16 protein-coding genes are annotated in these 17326 nt (G+C 34.7%); 13 read left to right on the plus strand and 3 right to left on the minus strand.

Going from position 1 to position 17326, the window contains the following annotated elements:
• The first annotated feature begins 159 nt into the window (after positions 1–159).
• On the plus strand, positions 160–615 hold the full coding sequence (locus VFM92_RS00475; RefSeq protein ID WP_325120225.1) for a MarR family winged helix-turn-helix transcriptional regulator: 456 nt from the start codon (positions 160–162) through the stop codon (positions 613–615).
• Between the two features lie 20 nt (positions 616–635).
• Complete coding sequence (locus VFM92_RS00480; RefSeq protein ID WP_325120226.1) at positions 636–1640, plus strand: ligase-associated DNA damage response exonuclease; 1005 nt, start codon at positions 636–638, stop codon at positions 1638–1640.
• A 37-nt stretch (positions 1641–1677) separates the two neighbouring features.
• On the opposite strand, the gene VFM92_RS00485 is transcribed toward VFM92_RS00480, so the two are convergent.
• The 3 genes from VFM92_RS00485 to VFM92_RS00495 form a co-directional block, all read right to left on the minus strand.
• On the minus strand, positions 1678–2358 hold the full coding sequence (locus VFM92_RS00485) for an ABC transporter ATP-binding protein (RefSeq protein ID WP_325120227.1): 681 nt from the start codon (positions 2356–2358) through the stop codon (positions 1678–1680).
• A 21-nt stretch (positions 2359–2379) separates the two neighbouring features.
• A complete protein-coding gene (locus tag VFM92_RS00490; RefSeq protein WP_325120228.1) occupies positions 2380–2703 on the minus strand; it encodes a hypothetical protein in 324 nt (107 codons plus the stop codon).
• Between the two features lie 670 nt (positions 2704–3373).
• Complete coding sequence (locus tag VFM92_RS00495; protein WP_325120229.1) at positions 3374–4450, minus strand: acyl-CoA desaturase; 1077 nt, start codon at positions 4448–4450, stop codon at positions 3374–3376.
• Positions 4451–4880: 430 nt separating this feature from the next.
• Here VFM92_RS00495 and VFM92_RS00500 point away from each other — a divergent pair, with 430 nt between their 5' ends.
• From VFM92_RS00500 to VFM92_RS00550, 11 genes are all read left to right on the plus strand, one after another.
• Positions 4881–5567, plus strand: coding sequence for a DUF2064 domain-containing protein (locus tag VFM92_RS00500; protein ID WP_325120230.1), 687 nt, complete (start codon positions 4881–4883; stop codon positions 5565–5567).
• Between the two features lie 125 nt (positions 5568–5692).
• Positions 5693–6907 (plus strand): ABC transporter substrate-binding protein, encoded by a 1215-nt coding sequence (locus tag VFM92_RS00505; protein ID WP_325120231.1) that lies wholly within the window; start codon positions 5693–5695, stop codon positions 6905–6907.
• The gene (locus VFM92_RS00510; protein ID WP_325120232.1) at positions 6897–7751 is read left to right on the plus strand and encodes an ABC transporter permease; all 855 of its coding nucleotides are present in this window, start codon (positions 6897–6899) and stop codon (positions 7749–7751) included. Before VFM92_RS00505 ends, VFM92_RS00510 begins: the two co-directional genes overlap by 11 nt.
• On the plus strand, positions 7741–8514 hold the full coding sequence (locus VFM92_RS00515; protein ID WP_325120233.1) for an ABC transporter permease: 774 nt from the start codon (positions 7741–7743) through the stop codon (positions 8512–8514). Before VFM92_RS00510 ends, VFM92_RS00515 begins: the two co-directional genes overlap by 11 nt.
• Positions 8514–9260, plus strand: a complete 747-nt coding sequence (locus VFM92_RS00520) for an ABC transporter ATP-binding protein (RefSeq protein ID WP_325120234.1) — start codon at positions 8514–8516, stop codon at positions 9258–9260. Before VFM92_RS00515 ends, VFM92_RS00520 begins: the two co-directional genes overlap by 1 nt.
• A gap of 11 nt (positions 9261–9271) precedes the next feature.
• The gene (locus VFM92_RS00525) at positions 9272–10207 is read left to right on the plus strand and encodes a nucleoside hydrolase (protein ID WP_325120235.1); all 936 of its coding nucleotides are present in this window, start codon (positions 9272–9274) and stop codon (positions 10205–10207) included.
• Positions 10204–11196 carry a phosphotransferase gene (locus VFM92_RS00530; protein WP_325120236.1) on the plus strand — a complete coding sequence of 331 codons (993 nt, stop codon included), beginning with the start codon at positions 10204–10206 and terminating at the stop codon, positions 11194–11196. Before VFM92_RS00525 ends, VFM92_RS00530 begins: the two co-directional genes overlap by 4 nt.
• Positions 11197–11200: 4 nt before the next feature.
• Complete coding sequence (locus tag VFM92_RS00535; RefSeq protein ID WP_325120237.1) at positions 11201–12148, plus strand: radical SAM protein; 948 nt, start codon at positions 11201–11203, stop codon at positions 12146–12148.
• A gap of 2 nt (positions 12149–12150) precedes the next feature.
• On the plus strand, positions 12151–15360 hold the full coding sequence (locus VFM92_RS00540; protein ID WP_325120238.1) for a SusC/RagA family TonB-linked outer membrane protein: 3210 nt from the start codon (positions 12151–12153) through the stop codon (positions 15358–15360).
• Between the two features lie 21 nt (positions 15361–15381).
• On the plus strand, positions 15382–16821 hold the full coding sequence (locus tag VFM92_RS00545) for a SusD/RagB family nutrient-binding outer membrane lipoprotein (protein WP_325120239.1): 1440 nt from the start codon (positions 15382–15384) through the stop codon (positions 16819–16821).
• 96 nt (positions 16822–16917) lie between these two features.
• Positions 16918–17274 carry a hypothetical protein gene (locus tag VFM92_RS00550; RefSeq protein WP_325120240.1) on the plus strand — a complete coding sequence of 119 codons (357 nt, stop codon included), beginning with the start codon at positions 16918–16920 and terminating at the stop codon, positions 17272–17274.
• Positions 17275–17326: the final 52 nt, after the last annotated feature.

Genomic DNA, 17326 nt, shown 5'->3' on the forward strand with positions numbered 1-17326 from the left:
CTTCAAAAGGATGATGAACATATGGAAATCATCTCTTTGGCTCTATTTACAAAAGATGTATCAAAGCTGTTTCATCTGTTATCAAAATTTTTTACCATTAAAAGGGATATATTATGGGGTTTTTAAGGGCTGACTAATTAATATTAATCGAATATCGGAATGAAGAGAGGGATTGATAAAAACAAGGCTAATCCTTTAATAGGACAAACATTTTCAACATTACTGAGCTGTCAGCAGAAATTGTCCTATAATATCTCTAAGGAGATGAAGGTTTTTGGCATCACTCGCCAGCAATATGAGGTATTGGCAATTCTAAATGACAATTCCGATAAGGCAATGAACCTCAATAAAGTAAAAAGTCATTTAAGGGAAAATGTCCCCGATATTTCTCGTATCGTTCAAAGGCTGGTTGAAAAAAGACTGATTAATAGAACTCGACAAGCTAACGATAAGAGAAATTCCGCTATTTCCATTAATGATAAAGGGATAAGCTTAATAAAACAGATAGAGCCAGTTATAAAAGAAAAAATGAATGAATTTTTTGGAGTATTAACTTCAGAAGAGCTAGGTGAACTTTCCAGAATTATTGCGAAAGTCAACCAAAACAAAGACTAATTGATTGAGTTAGTCCTTAAATGGATTCACTTCTTAAATTTACTGACAAAGGAATATACTGCCCAGAAGGAAAATTTTATATTGACCCTTGGAGACCAGTTAAAAAAGCATTGATTACCCATGGTCATGCAGACCATTCCCGTCCAGGTCATCAGCATTATTTAGCCCATCATTATTCTGAATCGATTATGCGACAAAGATTGGGCGATGATATTCAAATTGAAACCATAGATTATAGCAAAAACATTAATATTAATGGAGTAAAAGTGAGCTTTCATCCAGCAGGCCATATCCCGGGTTCAGCCCAAATTCGCATGGAATATCAAGGCAAAATAGCGGTAGTTTCAGGTGATTATAAATTGGAAGACGATGGCTTATCCACTCCTTTTGAGTCTGTGAAATGTCATGAATTTGTAACGGAAACCACTTTTGGCTTGCCCATTTACCAATGGAAACCTCAAAATGAAACTTTTGATGAAATCAATCAATGGTGGAAACAAAATAAAGAAAATAGAAAAACATCTGTGATTTTTGCTTATGCCTTAGGTAAAGCCCAAAGAATCATGAAAAACGTAGATACAGGAATTGGAAAGATTTATACCCACGGAGCCGTTGAAAATGCAACGGAGGCATTAAGAAAAACCGGATTGCAATTACCAGAAACTATTAAAATCACCAACGACATTCCAAATAAAGATTATCAAGGAAATTTGGTCATTGCCACTCCCGCATCCATTGGCACTCCATGGATGAAAAAATTAGCGCCTTACAGTACTGGAATTGCCTCCGGCTGGATGATGCTGAGAGGAACCAGAAGAAGAAAAGCAGCTGACCGTGGTTTTGTACTTTCTGACCATGCGGATTGGAATGCTCTTTTAGAAGCCGTTAAATTATCTGAAGCGGAAACGGTTTATTCCACTCATGGTTATTCCACTGTGTTTACTAAATATCTTCAAGAACAGGGTTTAAATGCCATCAGTTTAGATACCCAATTTGAAGGAGAAAGTTTGGATAGTGAATTGTAAAATATGCCATAATTTAACTTACCACATAATTTGAGAATTATTCTAAGTTTAGAAGACTAATTCTATCAGAAATGACACTCGTTTTCATTTCCGCTTCGAGTAATTCAAAATTTCCTTTATTATAGTTTGGACTTGTCTGACCATCTTTCAGCCAAGATATTTCATCGCAAATATCCGTAAGACTTGAGAAAATATGCGATGAGATAATGACGATCTTTCCAAGTTCTTTTAGCTTCTTTAATAGTTCTGAAATGATCATATTACTTTGAATATCAACCCCATTAAATGGCTCGTCTAAAATAAAGAAATCATTTTTTTGCAAAAGAATTGCGAATAATGCCAGCTTCTTTTTCATTCCAGTTGAATATTGAGAAGCATATCTATCTAAAGGAAGTTCGAAAATATTTTGCCTATCAATTTCATCAGAGCTTACGTCTCTAGCATTGCACATTAAAATAACGTATTCTCTAGCGGTCATTTTCGCAATAAAATAAGGCTCTGCCAATAACAAGCCTGTATGATTTTTTAAGGAATCATAATCTGAAACTATACCACCTCTGAATTCTTCTAGGCCTGCTATACATTTAAAGAGTGTGGTTTTCCCACTTCCATTTTTGCCTACAAAACCATAAATCCTTCCTTTTTGCAATTCAAGATTGATATCATCTAAAATCAAAAAACTGCCAAATGATTTAGAAAGATTATGAACTTTTATCATTTTAAAACTTTGTTTAAACTCTTAATGGAATGATAATAAAAATATGGAAACGTTATGATTATTATAGGTGGAAAATACACTGGATATAGACATTACTATGCTTTCTTTTAATCCAATTCTATGAGGAAAAGCTGCGTATTTCATAAAAATAACTGCTATCATAAAAAAAACTCCTATCGCGTATAAAATCAAAATATGAACCATATTTTCAGGAAAGGAAAATAAAAGCATAACCATCAAAAGGAAATAAAGAATACTATTCATCATTACCCCAATCAATATTTTTTTCCATAAAAAACCATTTGGTTTATCTTTATGAGACCACACATAAAATTCATTTTCCATAAATGAATAGTAACTTATAGAGGTCAAAAAACTTAAAAGCAAGGTAAATAAACCCAGATTAAAATTATCGACTCTTATCGCTATAAATGATATGACGTAAATTAAAATTATAAGTAAAAAAGACCTTCGAAAACCTACAGTAAACTCAAATGGCCTCTTTTGAAACGGTGTAGGAATAATAATTTGTGATACGGATTTCCATCTAAATAAGGTAAGCAATGGTATAAATACTAATAAGAAAATAGAAATCAAATATTTTTGATGAATTAACAAAATGAGTAAGAAAGGAATTGAAATTATTAAATTCTCCAAAAATCTTATTAGATAAAACCTTCGATCCCCATAGCAGATTTTTAAAAATTCATTCCTTTTAATATCAGTAAGCCTCAATGAGAGGAATGTCGGAATTACAAGATAAATGTATTCTGTATATTCATATTTAGAAAACAGTACAATCGAAAGACCAATGAAACTAATTAACGCTAAAATCCAAGCCAAAATCATATTCAAACCAGCATCTTTTATATGTCGATTAATGATATTCCATTGAATCCGAAAATATATTTTCACCCTTGATAAATAATTATATAGTAAGCGTTCAAGTAACCTTTAAATAAAAAAAGCAACAAACCTCTCGATTTGTTGCTTCAAAATAAGCTTTATTAAATAATTAAGCAGTCTGACCGATTAATTTCAAATGTCGTGTATGAGAACCCATAGCTGCAAGCATAGAAGGAAACTCATTATATGCAACATTAAATTGTGCACATGTTTCCTTCACTAACTGATTGATTGCTGGATAATGAACGTGACTTATTCTTGGGAATAAATGGTGCTCGACTTGAAAATTTAATCCTCCAGTATACCAGTTTAAAATTTTGCTTTTTGTTCCAAAATTTGCAGTTGTTCTAATTTGGTGAATAGCCCATTCTGTTGGTATAATTTTCTCACCTTCAACTGGTGCATCATGAAAGTCGGTTGACTCTACAACATGCGCTAACTGGAAGACAACTCCAATTGTCCAACCTGTTACTACTGCCACAACCAAGTAGCCAACGACTGTAGCCACAACACCTTTCATTAATATAGGTAGCACAAAGAATGTAGCTACATAACCTAATTTTGTAGCCCAAAAAATGATATGTTCTTTTACACTCATTTTTGCTAGCTCAGTATTTGCTACTTTCCTAGTGAAATATTTTTTAAAGTCTTGAAAGAAAACCCAGAAAGTATATGATGTTGCATATAAAGGATATGCATAAACATGTTGAAATTTATGATACCATCGTTTTTTCTGGTGAGTAGAAACTCTTATAAATGGACCAATATTAATATCATCATCCATCCCTTCAATATTTGTAAATGAATGATGGTTTTTGTTATGCTTATTTTTCCAAATAAAAACTACTCCTCCCATAAGGTTTAAGGTTAGTCCCATCATGTAATTCACATGCTTATTATTTGAAAAGCTTCCGTGAGCTCCATCGTGCATTACATTAAAACCAATAGCGGCTAAGTTCAATCCGAAGATACCACATAAGGTTAGAGAAAGCCATGTTGGCATACTCGCAAATACAATTAAAGTGTAAAGGATAGCAAAAGAAACCAACAAAATAGTTGCTTTTGTATATAGTTTGCTGTTCCCCCAAGTTTTCAAATCATTTTGTTTGAAATAGGCGTCAACTTTTTTCTTCAATGTTGGAAAAAAGTTATTGTCATTGATTTTTGTTGCTGATACTTCTTGCATAATTTAATTAACTGTTATTTTGCTAAACGGGCAAAACCATTGTTTCGTTCATAAAATTAAAAGTAATTCACAAGCACTCATAAAATTTTTAAAATAATTCGATGAATGTGGAAAAATAAATCACTTTGTTAAGTATTTTATTCTGAATCCTCCACAATAATTAAACAAACACAAAACATTCGTAAATAAATTTACCATACACCCCAATAGAATCCACATCTTTTGTAATTTAAAATTGACATTTGTCTCTATCAAAATAAAATATTTTTAATTATCAGATTTTCAACTTGATAACTAAAAGCAACCATCAAAACATTTGTACATACTTCAGGTTTTCACAAATAACTTTTTAAAATTGAAATCCAATATTGCGGAAAAAGTCGTTAGTTTGAAAATCCAATTCTAACTGTAGGATCATCATTGTTAAAAATTGAAAAAGCAATTCAATATAGCGCTCATATTTTTTAGTCGTACTAAAGCTGACGAAGCCACTACAAAACAGTGGTTTTCAGGACATTCTAAAAATAAAGAATTTGCCCAGCTTTTAATTGAACGAGCTAATCAAGAGATTTCATACTCTGGCCTGCCTGTTTATCATTTCGATGAAAGAAACCAGAAAGGTGACTCTTTCGGTGAGCGTCTTGCTAATGCCTATCAAGAGGTTTTTAATCTCGGATATGATCAGGTAATTTCTGTTGGGAATGATTGTCCCGATTTGAAAAACATAAATTGGGAACGTATAACTCAGGAATTGGCTTCAGGCAAAAGCGTTTTAGGCCCAGACTTAAGAGGAGGAGCTTATTTGATAGGAATTCAGAAATCCTCTTTTGATAAAACAAAATTTGAAAACCTAAGCTGGCAACATAATAAATTATTTAGCGAGCTAACTCAATTCTGTTTAAAAACCTCTCTAATATCAAAGCTCCAAAAATATAGAGATATTAATTCGCTATATGACATCCGTATTTTAGCAACTGTTAAAAATTCAGGAGATAATTTTTTCAAAATACTTTCAAGATTTTTAAAGCCTGCAAAACCATTTATCATTGCTTTTCGGTCGGCTTATCACGATTTCAATATATTTAAGGACTCCCCTCTTAGAGCACCCCCTTTCTAAAAACAATTCATAATATCCAATCAACTTCATTGAAATACTGAATTAGGTCTCTTCCCTTAATTGCATTTCATTGAAGAGTTTCTTAATAACATTAATTCTAAATCTTAATCATTTAAGAATTTTCTATGTACAAACATTTATTCTTTTTGCTATCTATTTTGATATTAACGCTCATGAGTTGCGATAAACAAGAAGATACTAGAAATTGGAAAGAAGCCTCTTGGGACGAAATTGAAAAGCAAGCCAGTGGAACTACTGTAAATTTTATGATGTGGCAAGGTAGTCCTGTCATTAATGATTACATCAACAATTATGTTATCCCTACTTTAAAAGAAAAATATAATATCACCCTGAATATCAGTAGTGGTCAGGGCCCAGAAATTGTTCAGTTAATGATGGGAGAAAAACAAGCTGGTTCAGACAATGGACAAGTAGATATGGTTTGGATAAATGGGGAAACCTTTTTTCAATTACGGAAAATTGAAGCACTTTGGGGACCATTCACCGAAAAGCTCCCAAATTCTCAATTTATTAATTTTAAAGACCCTTTTATCAACATCGATTTTCAGCAAGAAATAAATGGAATGGAATGTCCATGGGGAATAAGCCAGTTTGCTTTAGTATATGATACAGCCAAAACGCAAAACCCACCTAAAAACCTTCAGGAATTAGAATATTTTATAAAAAAATATCCCGGGACTTTTACCATTTCCAATGACTTCTCCGGCATGACTTTATTGAAATGCTTTATGGCTGAATTAAGTGGTAGCCCTGATGGATTAGATGGTGAATTCAATCAGGAAAAATACGATACCCTTTCCACTCAATTATGGGATTATATCAATCGTAACAAAAAATATTTCTGGAAGGAAGGAAGAACATTTCCTAAAGAGCACAGCAAAATGGATCAAATGTTTTCTAGCGGTGAAATTTTGCTTTCAAACGGATTTAGTGAAGGCGGAATTGAAGATAAAGTACTTCAAGGATTATTTCCAAAAAGCACAAGAGGTTATGCTTGGGAAAACGGCACCATTCTGAATTCTAATTACCTAGGTATCACTTATAATGCACGAAACATAGCAGGTGCTATGCAGGTCATAAATTTCTTGATTTCACCAGAAGCTCAATTAAAAAAAGCTGATCCTTCTGGGATGAATGCCAATACCGTTTTGGATGTCTCAAAGCTTCCAAAGGACTATAAAAACCAGTTTAAAAAAATCACAGCAAGGAAATATGGCCCTTCACTTAACGAATTATCTAATAATGCGATTAGAGAGCCTGCACCGGAATACATGCTAAATATTTATGAGGATTTTAGAACATACGTAATTGAAGAATAAAGAAAAAAATATAGGATTTATACTTTTTGTAGTATTTGCAGTGCTGCCATTTACACTTGCATTTGGGTATGCCCTATTATATTCTTTTGGCATCATTGGAGTGGTTAATGAAGGCTTTACTTTAGAATTTTGGAAACAAATATTGACCTCCCCAACTTTAGGAGTTTCATTTTTATACAGTAGCATTATTGCTTCAATTGGAGTTTTGCTTTCAGTGAGTCTGGCACTTTGGGTGGTATTAAATTTCAAAGAAAGCTTCAATAATAAATACATATCATTCATTATATATATGCCTTTAGCAGTTCCAGGAATTGTATCTGCTTTTTTTACGTATCAACTTTTTGCAAAATCAGGTTTCTTTTCCAGAATAAGCTACAAATTTGGTTGGATAGATTCAATAAATCAATTTCCCAATTTAGTCAATGATAACTTGGCAATAGGAATCATCATCACCTTCGTAAGCCTTCTAACTCCTTTTTTCGTTTTGCTTTACCTTAATATTTATAAAGACGAAAGAATAGAGGAACTCAGTCAGTTATCCAAATCATTAGGTGCCAATAAAAATCAGATTGCTTTGAAGGTAAGCCTGCCTATTATGCTAAAGAAATCTTGGATACTCATTGTATTGTACTTCATCTTTCTTCTCGGAGCATACGAAGTGCCTTTAATTTTAGGACAGGAATCACCTCAAATGTTGTCCGTATTGATTTTAAGGGAATTAAAACAGTTCGATTTAACGAAAATTTCTGAAGGCTATGCAATGGCTGTGGTTTATACGGTGATTATCATGTTGGTCACAATTTTTATTTTCTCACGCAAAAAATTAAGAAGCAATGCCTATTAGCCTAAGACCTTTTTTCCTGTCGGCAATGGTATTGCTGATTCTATTTCCTTTCATTTACTTGATTTGGTTATCCCTATCGGCTGACTGGTCTTTTCCAAGTGTCTTACCAAATTATTTCGGATTAAAGAACTGGAAAGCTTTACTGATTTCAGAAACAGGTCTATTGTGGAGCTTCTTCCAATCAGTCATTATCTCCATTTCGGTTGGCTTAACTTCTACCTTAATAGGATTTGTGATCAGTAGAAATATAGCTTACCATCCAAGAAAAAATACGCTTACATTATTAAGTTATTTTCCATACATCATTTCACCTGTTGTTTTTGGAGCTTGTCTGAGTTATTTCTTTTTGAAAATGGGAATCTTCGGACAAATGACAGGAGTCATCATTGCGCAATTTATGATTAGCTTCCCCTATGCGCTGATATTTTTCAACAGTTTCTGGGGAGAAAAAACTAAGAATATGGAGGCTCTGGTTTCTACTTTAGGAGGAAACCGATTCTATAGCTTTACAAAAGTTTTATTGCCATTAGCAAAAGGAATGCTGCTGGTTTGTTTCTTTCAAACCTTTCTAATTTCCTGGTTTGAATATGGTTTAACTTCCGTAATCGGAGTTGGAAAAGTGCAAACTTTAACCATAAAGGTTTTCTTATTTATTCGAGAATCGAATTACTTCTATGGTGCTTTAAGCTGCTGTTTACTGATTTTACCGCCATTAGTGCTGATGTACATCAACAAAAAATATGTATTTAATAAACTGACTTAATGTTTTTAGAAATTCAAAATATTAACAAAAGCTTTGGAAATGAGAAAATAGTGAAAGATTTGAATTTTTCATTAGCTCCCCAAAAAACGCTTAGTGTCTTAGGAAAATCTGGCTGTGGCAAAACAAGTATGCTGAAAATCATTGGTGGACTTTTAAAAGCAGATAGCGGAAAAATTATGCTTGATGGCATTGACATTAGCTTTTTACAAGCAGAAAAACGAAATATTGTCTATCTCTATCAAGAAGATTTACTATTCCCTCATTTGAATGTGTTCGAGAATATCGCATTTGGTCTACGCATCAAAAAGCAAAAAGAAGAACATATTCAAAGCAAAGTAAAAGAAATGCTCGAACTTTTGGAGCTGGGAAATCAAGGGGAGAAAATGCCTCATCAGCTGTCTGGGGGACAAAGGCAACGCGTTTCTTTTGGTAGAGCTATCATTATAAACCCCTCACTCCTACTTTTGGATGAGCCTTTTGGAAGCCTGGATACAGGCACCCGACAAAGAATGCAACAACTCTTTAAAGACATTGCACACAAATTTAAAATCACCTCACTCTTCGTAACCCATGATTTGAAAGAAGCCATTCTAATGGGAGATGAAATTGCATTTATGCAAAATGGAAAATTGAAAGTTTATGAAAATAAGGAAGAATTTATAGCTGACCCCTCCACCGGAGTACAAAATGAGATTGGTTTTTGGGAAAGTTTAATTAGCAAAGAGCAAAAAATATCAACATTATAAATCATTATTAAATGGAGACTAAAAATATTTGGATAGATACAGACCTGTCAGTAGGCATGAAAAGACACATTCGAGAAGGTTACTGCGATGTGGATGATGGATTTGCTTTACTGCAACTCTTTAAAGCTGATAATATTGATATAAAAGGAATCAGTGCTGTATTTGGGAATACTCAAATTGATGATGCATACAGACTCTGTCAAAAAATGAGCAATGAATTTGCCAAAAAAGAGATTCCAGTTTATAGAGGAGCAGGTTCAGCAATCAATCTTCAAAAAGTAGAAAGTAATGAAGCAGTGGAAGCCATGGCTGCTGCTTTAAAAGGAAACCATCTCACCATAATGGCAATAGGTCCTGCCACTAATGTAGGCATTTTACTTTTGAAATATCCTGAGTTGAAAAAGCAGATAAAGGAGGTCGTTTTAGTGGCGGGAAGAAGAAAGCCAACTGATTATTTCAAAATCGGAAATCAGGGTAATCATGCACGTGATTTAAATTTTGACTTAGACAATATTGCTTTTAACCTTATGTTCGAAGCGGAAGTGCCTGTTACTTTATGTCCTTTTGAAATATCCAGCAAAGTATGGATAAATGCTAATGATTTAAAAACGCTCGAAAATGGAGAAACCGGAAATCAATGGTTGGCCGAGCATTCTCAGCCTTGGTTAGCACAGTGGGTCAATCAAGGTGCTGATGGCTTTAATCCTTTTGATGTTTTGGCCAGTCACTACATTATCGCTCCAGAAGATATTATAAGTGAAGATTTAAAAGCGAAACTGGAAATTCATCCAGATGACACGATAAAAGATAATGATAGAAATGTTTTCAAAAATTATCTCCTGTGCGACAAAGAAGGGTCTTATCCTGTCAAATACTGCTTTGATGTGGTAAACAACTATCACGAAAAATTAATGAATACTTTAACCAAAAAAAAGCTGACATCATGATTAAGCTCGACTCCCAACTAGAGAATATCAATAACTATTTAAGAGGTAAAAAATGGCTTTCAGAAAATGAAACAGTAGAAACTGTCGAAAAACCTGGTGAAGGAAATATGAATTTTACCTTAAGATGCAGGACTTCAAAAAATCGGTCATTTATTTTAAAACAAAGTCGTGACTTTGTAGAGAAGTTTCCGCAAGTACCTGCACCCGCAGAACGAGTATTGACAGAGGCTGAATTTTATGAAACCATTAAAAACGACTCTAATTTAAGCCGGAGAACTCCAACAATTTTCAAATTGGATAAAGAAAACCACATCATTATGATGGAGGATTTGGGAGAGAGCAGTGATTACAGTTTCTTATATCAAGAAGGCAAAACGCTGTCGGAAACAGAACTGAAAGAAATCATGCATTTCATAGCTGATTTACATGCTAATTTCACTACTGAAACTTGCTCTAATATTATACAGAATAAGGAAATGAGAAAGCTTAATCATGAGCATATTTTCCAATTTCCATTTTCAAAAAATAATGGTATGAACCTGGACGATGTGCTGCCAGGACTTGCTGAGGTGGGTGAAGACGTACAAAATAATGAGGCACTAAAAAAGGCACTCAAAGAATTAGGCGATTTATACTTGTCAGACGGTAAGCATTTACTCCATGGAGATTATTTCCCTGGTAGCTGGCTTAAAACCAAATCAGGTTTAAAAATCATAGATCCCGAGTTTTGCTTTTTTGGTCCAAAGGAATTTGAAATCGGAGTTTGCATGGCCCATTTATATTTGGCACAACAACCCCATGTCTTCATCCAAAAAGCAATGGATTTTTATAAAGATAGATCGCCATTTGATGATATGCTCATGATGAAATTCATGGCGGTGGAAATGCTGAGAAGAATATTAGGATTGGCTCAACTTCCAATTAATCATACTTTAGAAGAAAGAAAAGCGCTGATTGAAAGAGGCGTAATGATGCTTACAAAATACTGATATCATGGAAAATAAATTTAATCAGTACGACCAAATCTATTGGGCATTTACGCAATTATGTAATGATAGCTGCTTGCATTGTTACAATAACTCAGGACCCCAAGGCACCAGAATCAGTGAGGAAGAATGTCTGGCTATAGTAAATAACTTGCCAGATGGACTAAAAAAGCTAATTCTTAGCGGTGGAGAACCTCTTGCAGAAAAACAAAAATTATACAGCATTCTTAATCGACTTAAAGAAAAATATGACGGCAATCTCGATATAGCTTTACAATTCAATGGTGACTTACTGAATGAAAAAATCCTACAAAAATTAATTACCCTAGGTGTCAATCATTTTTCTATTGCAAGCATTGATCGATACCATAAAAAACAGGGAGCAAGAAAAGAGACTTTGTCTGAATTATTTGAATCACAGGGAATTGTATTAAAGGCTGGTCAGCCAGAACTTTCCCGGGCAGAGAGAATGAAAAAGAAAAAACAGCTTACCTACGGATTTTTTGGCGCAACAGAAGATATGTGGCTTGGAGGGAATTGGGCTAGAGGTAGAGCTATGAAAGAAGATATTTGGATGAAAGACGGCACTCATAATTTCTGCTCAATTCACTCTGGAGCTATTGGGTTTATGGATAATAAGGAAGCTGATGTTACACAAGAATTATCCATTCAATTATGGAAAGTGAATCCTTGTTGCCCAGGTACAGTGGCGCCTATGGGAGATGCTCGAACTGAAAAAATTGCAGATATAGTCAATAGAATGAGTAAACATGAGGTAATGAAGAAACTCAATAAAGGCAATATTTTCGCGATAGGTGAAAGCATTGGCATTCCTGAGGATTATGGTCGAAAAAGAGCAAAAGAATTAAAAAATGTATGTCTTTGGTGTGATGAATTCTTCACAAGATACTATGACATTAAAACACAAAAAGCAAAAGAAAAACAACCCAACTAAAAATGAAGAAACTAATACTTATATTATGTTATTTATTAAGTTTTAACCTGATAGCTCAAAATAGCACTACTTACTCATCCCGTGTAGTTGATGAAAAAGGAGAAGCCATTCCAGGAGCGGTAATCAATGAAGTAGGAACTGAAAGATTTGCTGTGACGCTAAAAGATGGAAGCTTTGAATTAAAAACTCCTTCAGAAAATTTTACGATAAGCGTACGATCATTAGGATTTAAAAATTACAGCACAAAAATTCAAAATGGTCAAATGCCAGAAAAAATTATTCTTTCTACAGATTTAGAACAACTCGATGAGGTAGTGGTAACGGCCTTAGGTATCGAAAGAGAGAAACAATCATTAGGTTCTTCTATAACCAAAGTAGACAGCAAAGCACTAAGTGATGTTCCTTTGACTAATATAGTCAATAGCTTGGCAGGCCAGGTAGCCGGTGTTCAGATTACCAATGGTTCTTCTGGTGTGGGTTCTTCCTCTAGAATAATTATCAGAGGTGAAAACTCTTTAAGTGGAAGAAATGAACCACTTTTTGTGGTTGATGGAGTGCCGATTAGCAACAGACAAATCACAAGCGACTTGGTAAATGATGGGGCTTTACAAGAAGTAGATTATGGAAATGGTGCTGCAGAAATCAATCCTGATGATATTGCATCTATTTCCATTTTAAAAGGTGCGGGTTCTGCTGCACTTTATGGCGCTAGAGCTGCGAATGGCGTAGTTTTAATTACTACCAAAAGAGGGCAGGATAAAGAGGGTTTTGGTGTAAGTACCAGTAGTTTACTTACTTTCGAAACACTTCTGACTTTACCTGATTATCAAAACGAATATGGTGGCGGTTCTAATGGAGAATACGCTTTTCAAAATGGGATTGGAGCTGGTATAAACGATGGCGGAATAAGTAGCTACGGTCCAAGATTGGATATTGGATTATTAATTCCACAATTTGATAGTCCATCAGTAGATGTAAATGGCAACCCAGTAAGAGCTGGTGATGTAATCGCTAGAACAAGAGCAGATGGTACTTTTACTGATATTATGGCTACACCCTGGATTTCACGGCCAGATAATGTGAGAAACTTCTTTCAAACTGGAATTACCTCTCAGCAAAACATTGCTATTCACTCAAGCAGTGAAAAAAGTAAAATCAGACTGGCTTACAGCAATTTAAGAAATGAAGGGATTTTACCCAACACCGGCCTAGAGCGTGATGGAATTTCATTGAGTCTAGATCAACAACTGACCAACAGAATTAGCTTAAATTCTTTTGTTAATTATATTAATTCAAGAAGCGAAAATAGACCAAATTTAGGCTATGGATATGAAAACGTAATGTATGGCTTCAACTGGACTGGTAGAAATTTCAACATTGCTTCCATGAAAGATTATTGGCAAGCCGGTCAGGAAGGGACTCAACACTATGATTTTAATTATCTATGGCTTACAAATCCCTATTTAACACTATTTGAAAACACTAATAGTTTTGATAAAAATCGATTATTAGGAAACACATCTCTAAATTTTGATATCACGGATAAATTGAGTTTAAATCTTCGTACAGGAGTTGATCGATATAATGATGAAAGAGAATTTAGAAGAGCAGTCAGTACCAATAGAAATCCTTTCGGAAGCTACAGAGAAGACAATGTGATCTATAATGAGATGAATTCTGATTTGTTATTGACTTATAGAGATCGCATCAATAATGATTTTAAATATAGTATTTCAGCTGGTGCAAATCGATTTGACCAACATATTTCTTACAGTTTTGCAGAAGCTTCTCAGCTTGCACTCCCAGGTATTTATTCTTTGGCCAATTCAAGAACACCATTAGTGGGTAATAGTCAGGAGTTTAATAAACGAATCAACAGTATTTATGGAATCGGTAATATAAGCTATAAATCCAAAGTATATCTTGATTTAACCGCGAGAAATGACTGGAGTAGTACTTTGCCAGATGATTTCGCCTATTATTCTGCTGGTTTAAGTTTTGTTTTAGATGGATTAATGGAGACAGCAGACAACATTTCTTTTGCAAATGTTCGTTTAAGCGCAGCCAGTGTTGGAAACGATACAGATCCTTACCAAACGCGTCAAACTTATGTTTTTAACCAGAATTATGGCTCGCTATTTAGAGTAACCAATGAAACATTATTGAAAAATCCTGACTTAAAACCAGAACGATTAAATGCTTTAGAAGCTGGTGCCGAAATTCGATTATTCAACGACAGACTGCAGTTTGATTTCGCAGGATATCAAAACACAAGTATTGACCAAATCATCTCAAGACCAATTTCAAATGCTTCTGGCTTTCAAAATAAAAATGAAAATGGAGGAACAGTAAGAACCCGAGGCTTGGAAGTTTTAGTCAGTGGAAGAGTGATTAATAATGACAATATTAAATGGAACAGTTCTGTGAATTTTAATACTTACAATAGCGTAGTAACCGAACTTCCTGATGATGTTAGTCAGTATGTAACCGGTGTTGCTAATGTATTTGGTGGCTCAGGTGGGTCAAATACTGTATTTTATATCGCCCGAGAAAATGGCCGTGTTGGCGATATGTACGGAAGCGGTTTTGTAGAAATTGAAGGGGAAACAGTTTACGAAAATGGCTTGCCAGTTCAGGATGGCAATTTAAGATTATTGGGAAATTATAATCCTGATTTCATGATGGGATGGAACAATCAAGTGAATTTCGGAAACTTTGTATTTTCTATGCTTTGGGATTGGCGCCAGGGAGGTACTATAGTTTCCAGAACAAAAGCCTTGGGAAGTACATCTGGAGTTTTGCAAGAAACTTTAGTAGGAAGAGAAACTGGAATTATTGGCGAAGGCGTAATGAATATTGGCACAGCTGAAAATCCTCAGTTTGTAGCCAATACAGTAAATATTCCTGCTAGTAGATTTTACAATAATTTCTTTGACAGAGGAAATGAAGCTAGTGCTCTATATGACGCTTCTTACATTAAATTAAGACAGTTAAGTCTTTACTATACGCTGAGCAACTCTTTTGCAGAAAGAATAGGCTTTCAGGATATTAAAATCGGATTCATTGGAAGTAATTTATTACTATTTACTGAAAATCCACATTTCGACCCCGAGCTTAATGCATTACAAGAAACCAGTATTACTTACGGGGTGGAGGATATGTCTTATCCTTCTGCAAGAAGCTTTGGGTTCAGTATAAAAACCAATTTTTAATCTCTTTCAACGATACGAAAAATGAAAAATATAGGAATTGCAATAATGGCTATTTTGATGTTAGCCTGCACCGATAACTTTGACGAAATAAATGAAAACCCAAATCTGCCTGAAACTGTTGCACCACAGTTTTTACTCTCAAATATTATTTCAGTCGCAGCAGACCGAAATACTTATGAACAGGGATTTAATTTATCCAATTACTTGGCACAATTCTCGGCTAGTGTCGAATTTGAAAGAATTGACCGTTATGAAATGGGATCCAACAGCGATTATTGGAACATTATTTTCCGCTTGCAATCAGATATTAGATCAATGCAGGAAATGGAAGGTTCTAATGAAGCCTATGTAGCAGTTGGAAATATTATGAGAAGTTATCTTTTCTCGCAATTGACTGATTTGTACGGAGATGTTCCATATACCGATGCTGTTAATGCCTTGGATGGAAATTTTAGCCCAGCTTATGATACTCAGGAAAGCATTTATATGGATCCTGAAACAGGTATCTTGGCCGTTTTAGCCAATTCAGTGGAAACTTTAAAATCTACCAATTCTACTATTCAAGGTGATATGATGTTCAATAATGATTTGAACCAATGGATCAGATTTGCTAATTCTTTGAGAGTAAGATATTATTTGAGAGTGAGCAATAAAATCACTGATTTTTCAACCTTACAATCCATAGTAGCCAATGAAGATTTAATGCAGTCCAATGCTGATAATGCAGTAGTGCCTTATTTGTCCTCGGCTCCAAACCAATGGCCCATGTCTTTTGCTGGTTTAGGGCTTTATCAGGAGCACCGGATGACACAAACGGTAGATTCTGTACTAAGCTTGTGGAATGATCCAAGGGTAGAAATTTTATACAAACCTTCTGAACAGAGTCTGCAGGAAGGAAATCCACAGTTTGTTGGATTACAGAATGGTCAAAGTCGTGAAACGATAGCAAGTAAGGGGATCAACTTGAGTAATATTTCATTATTTGGATCCATATTTCGTGATGTGCCGAATGGAGTAGATGGTCAGTTTATGCAATATGCAGAACTTCAATTTGCTTTGGCGGAAGCTTCCTTAAGAAATTTAATTCAAGGAAATGCCACGGAATATTACCAAGCTGGAATTCGAGCAAGTTTCGATTATTGGGGAGCAAACTTACCAGCCGATTATTTTAGCCGACCTGCAATTGCACTTACTGGTAATATACAAGAAGATTTAGTGAAAATCATGACGCAAAAATGGTTGAGTTTAATTAATAATGGTCATGAAGCTTGGTTCAATGTGAGAAGAACCGGGATTCCTAACTTACAGCCAGGTCCTGATAATTTGAACGGAGGAAGATATCCTGTAAGATATTTATACCCAGAATCTGAGCAAGCTACTAATGCAGAAAACTTTCAAGCCGCAGCTGAAAGAATAGGTGGCAATACTATCAATAGCAAAGGCTGGTGGGAAAGCGAGTAATTAATAATTGGCTAGCCAGACGCAATATATTTTTGTAATAATATGTTGCGACTGGCAAGTCTTCAATCTTGATTTTTGACTATTAAATCTTTTTAAATGGAACTAATATTTGTATATAATGCCAATTCCGGAAAATGGAATGGCTACATGGACATCATGCATAAAATCTTTTCTCCAAAAACCTATCCGTGCAGTTTATGTGCTATAACTTATGGCACTTTTAAAATCAGGGAGGAATGGGCTGAATTTAAAGAAACCCTTGATGTCCCGCTGACTTTCCTTCATAAAGACGAGTGGCTTGAACAGTATGGAATTCAGGAAAAATTGCCTGCAATATTTATGAAAGAAGGAGAAAACATCAAAAACTGGATAACAGCCGAAACACTAGATCAGCAAGATTTGGGTTCACTGAAGAACCTGATTCGGGAGAAATTGGAGGGAATTAAGCAATAAAATTTCATCTAGTGGTTACACAGCCATAGATTAAAAACAGAGAAGCCTTCGA

It is taken from the genome of Marivirga sp. (assembly GCF_035704835.1).
In the GTDB taxonomy this organism is placed as follows: Bacteria; Bacteroidota; Bacteroidia; order Cytophagales; family Cyclobacteriaceae; genus Marivirga.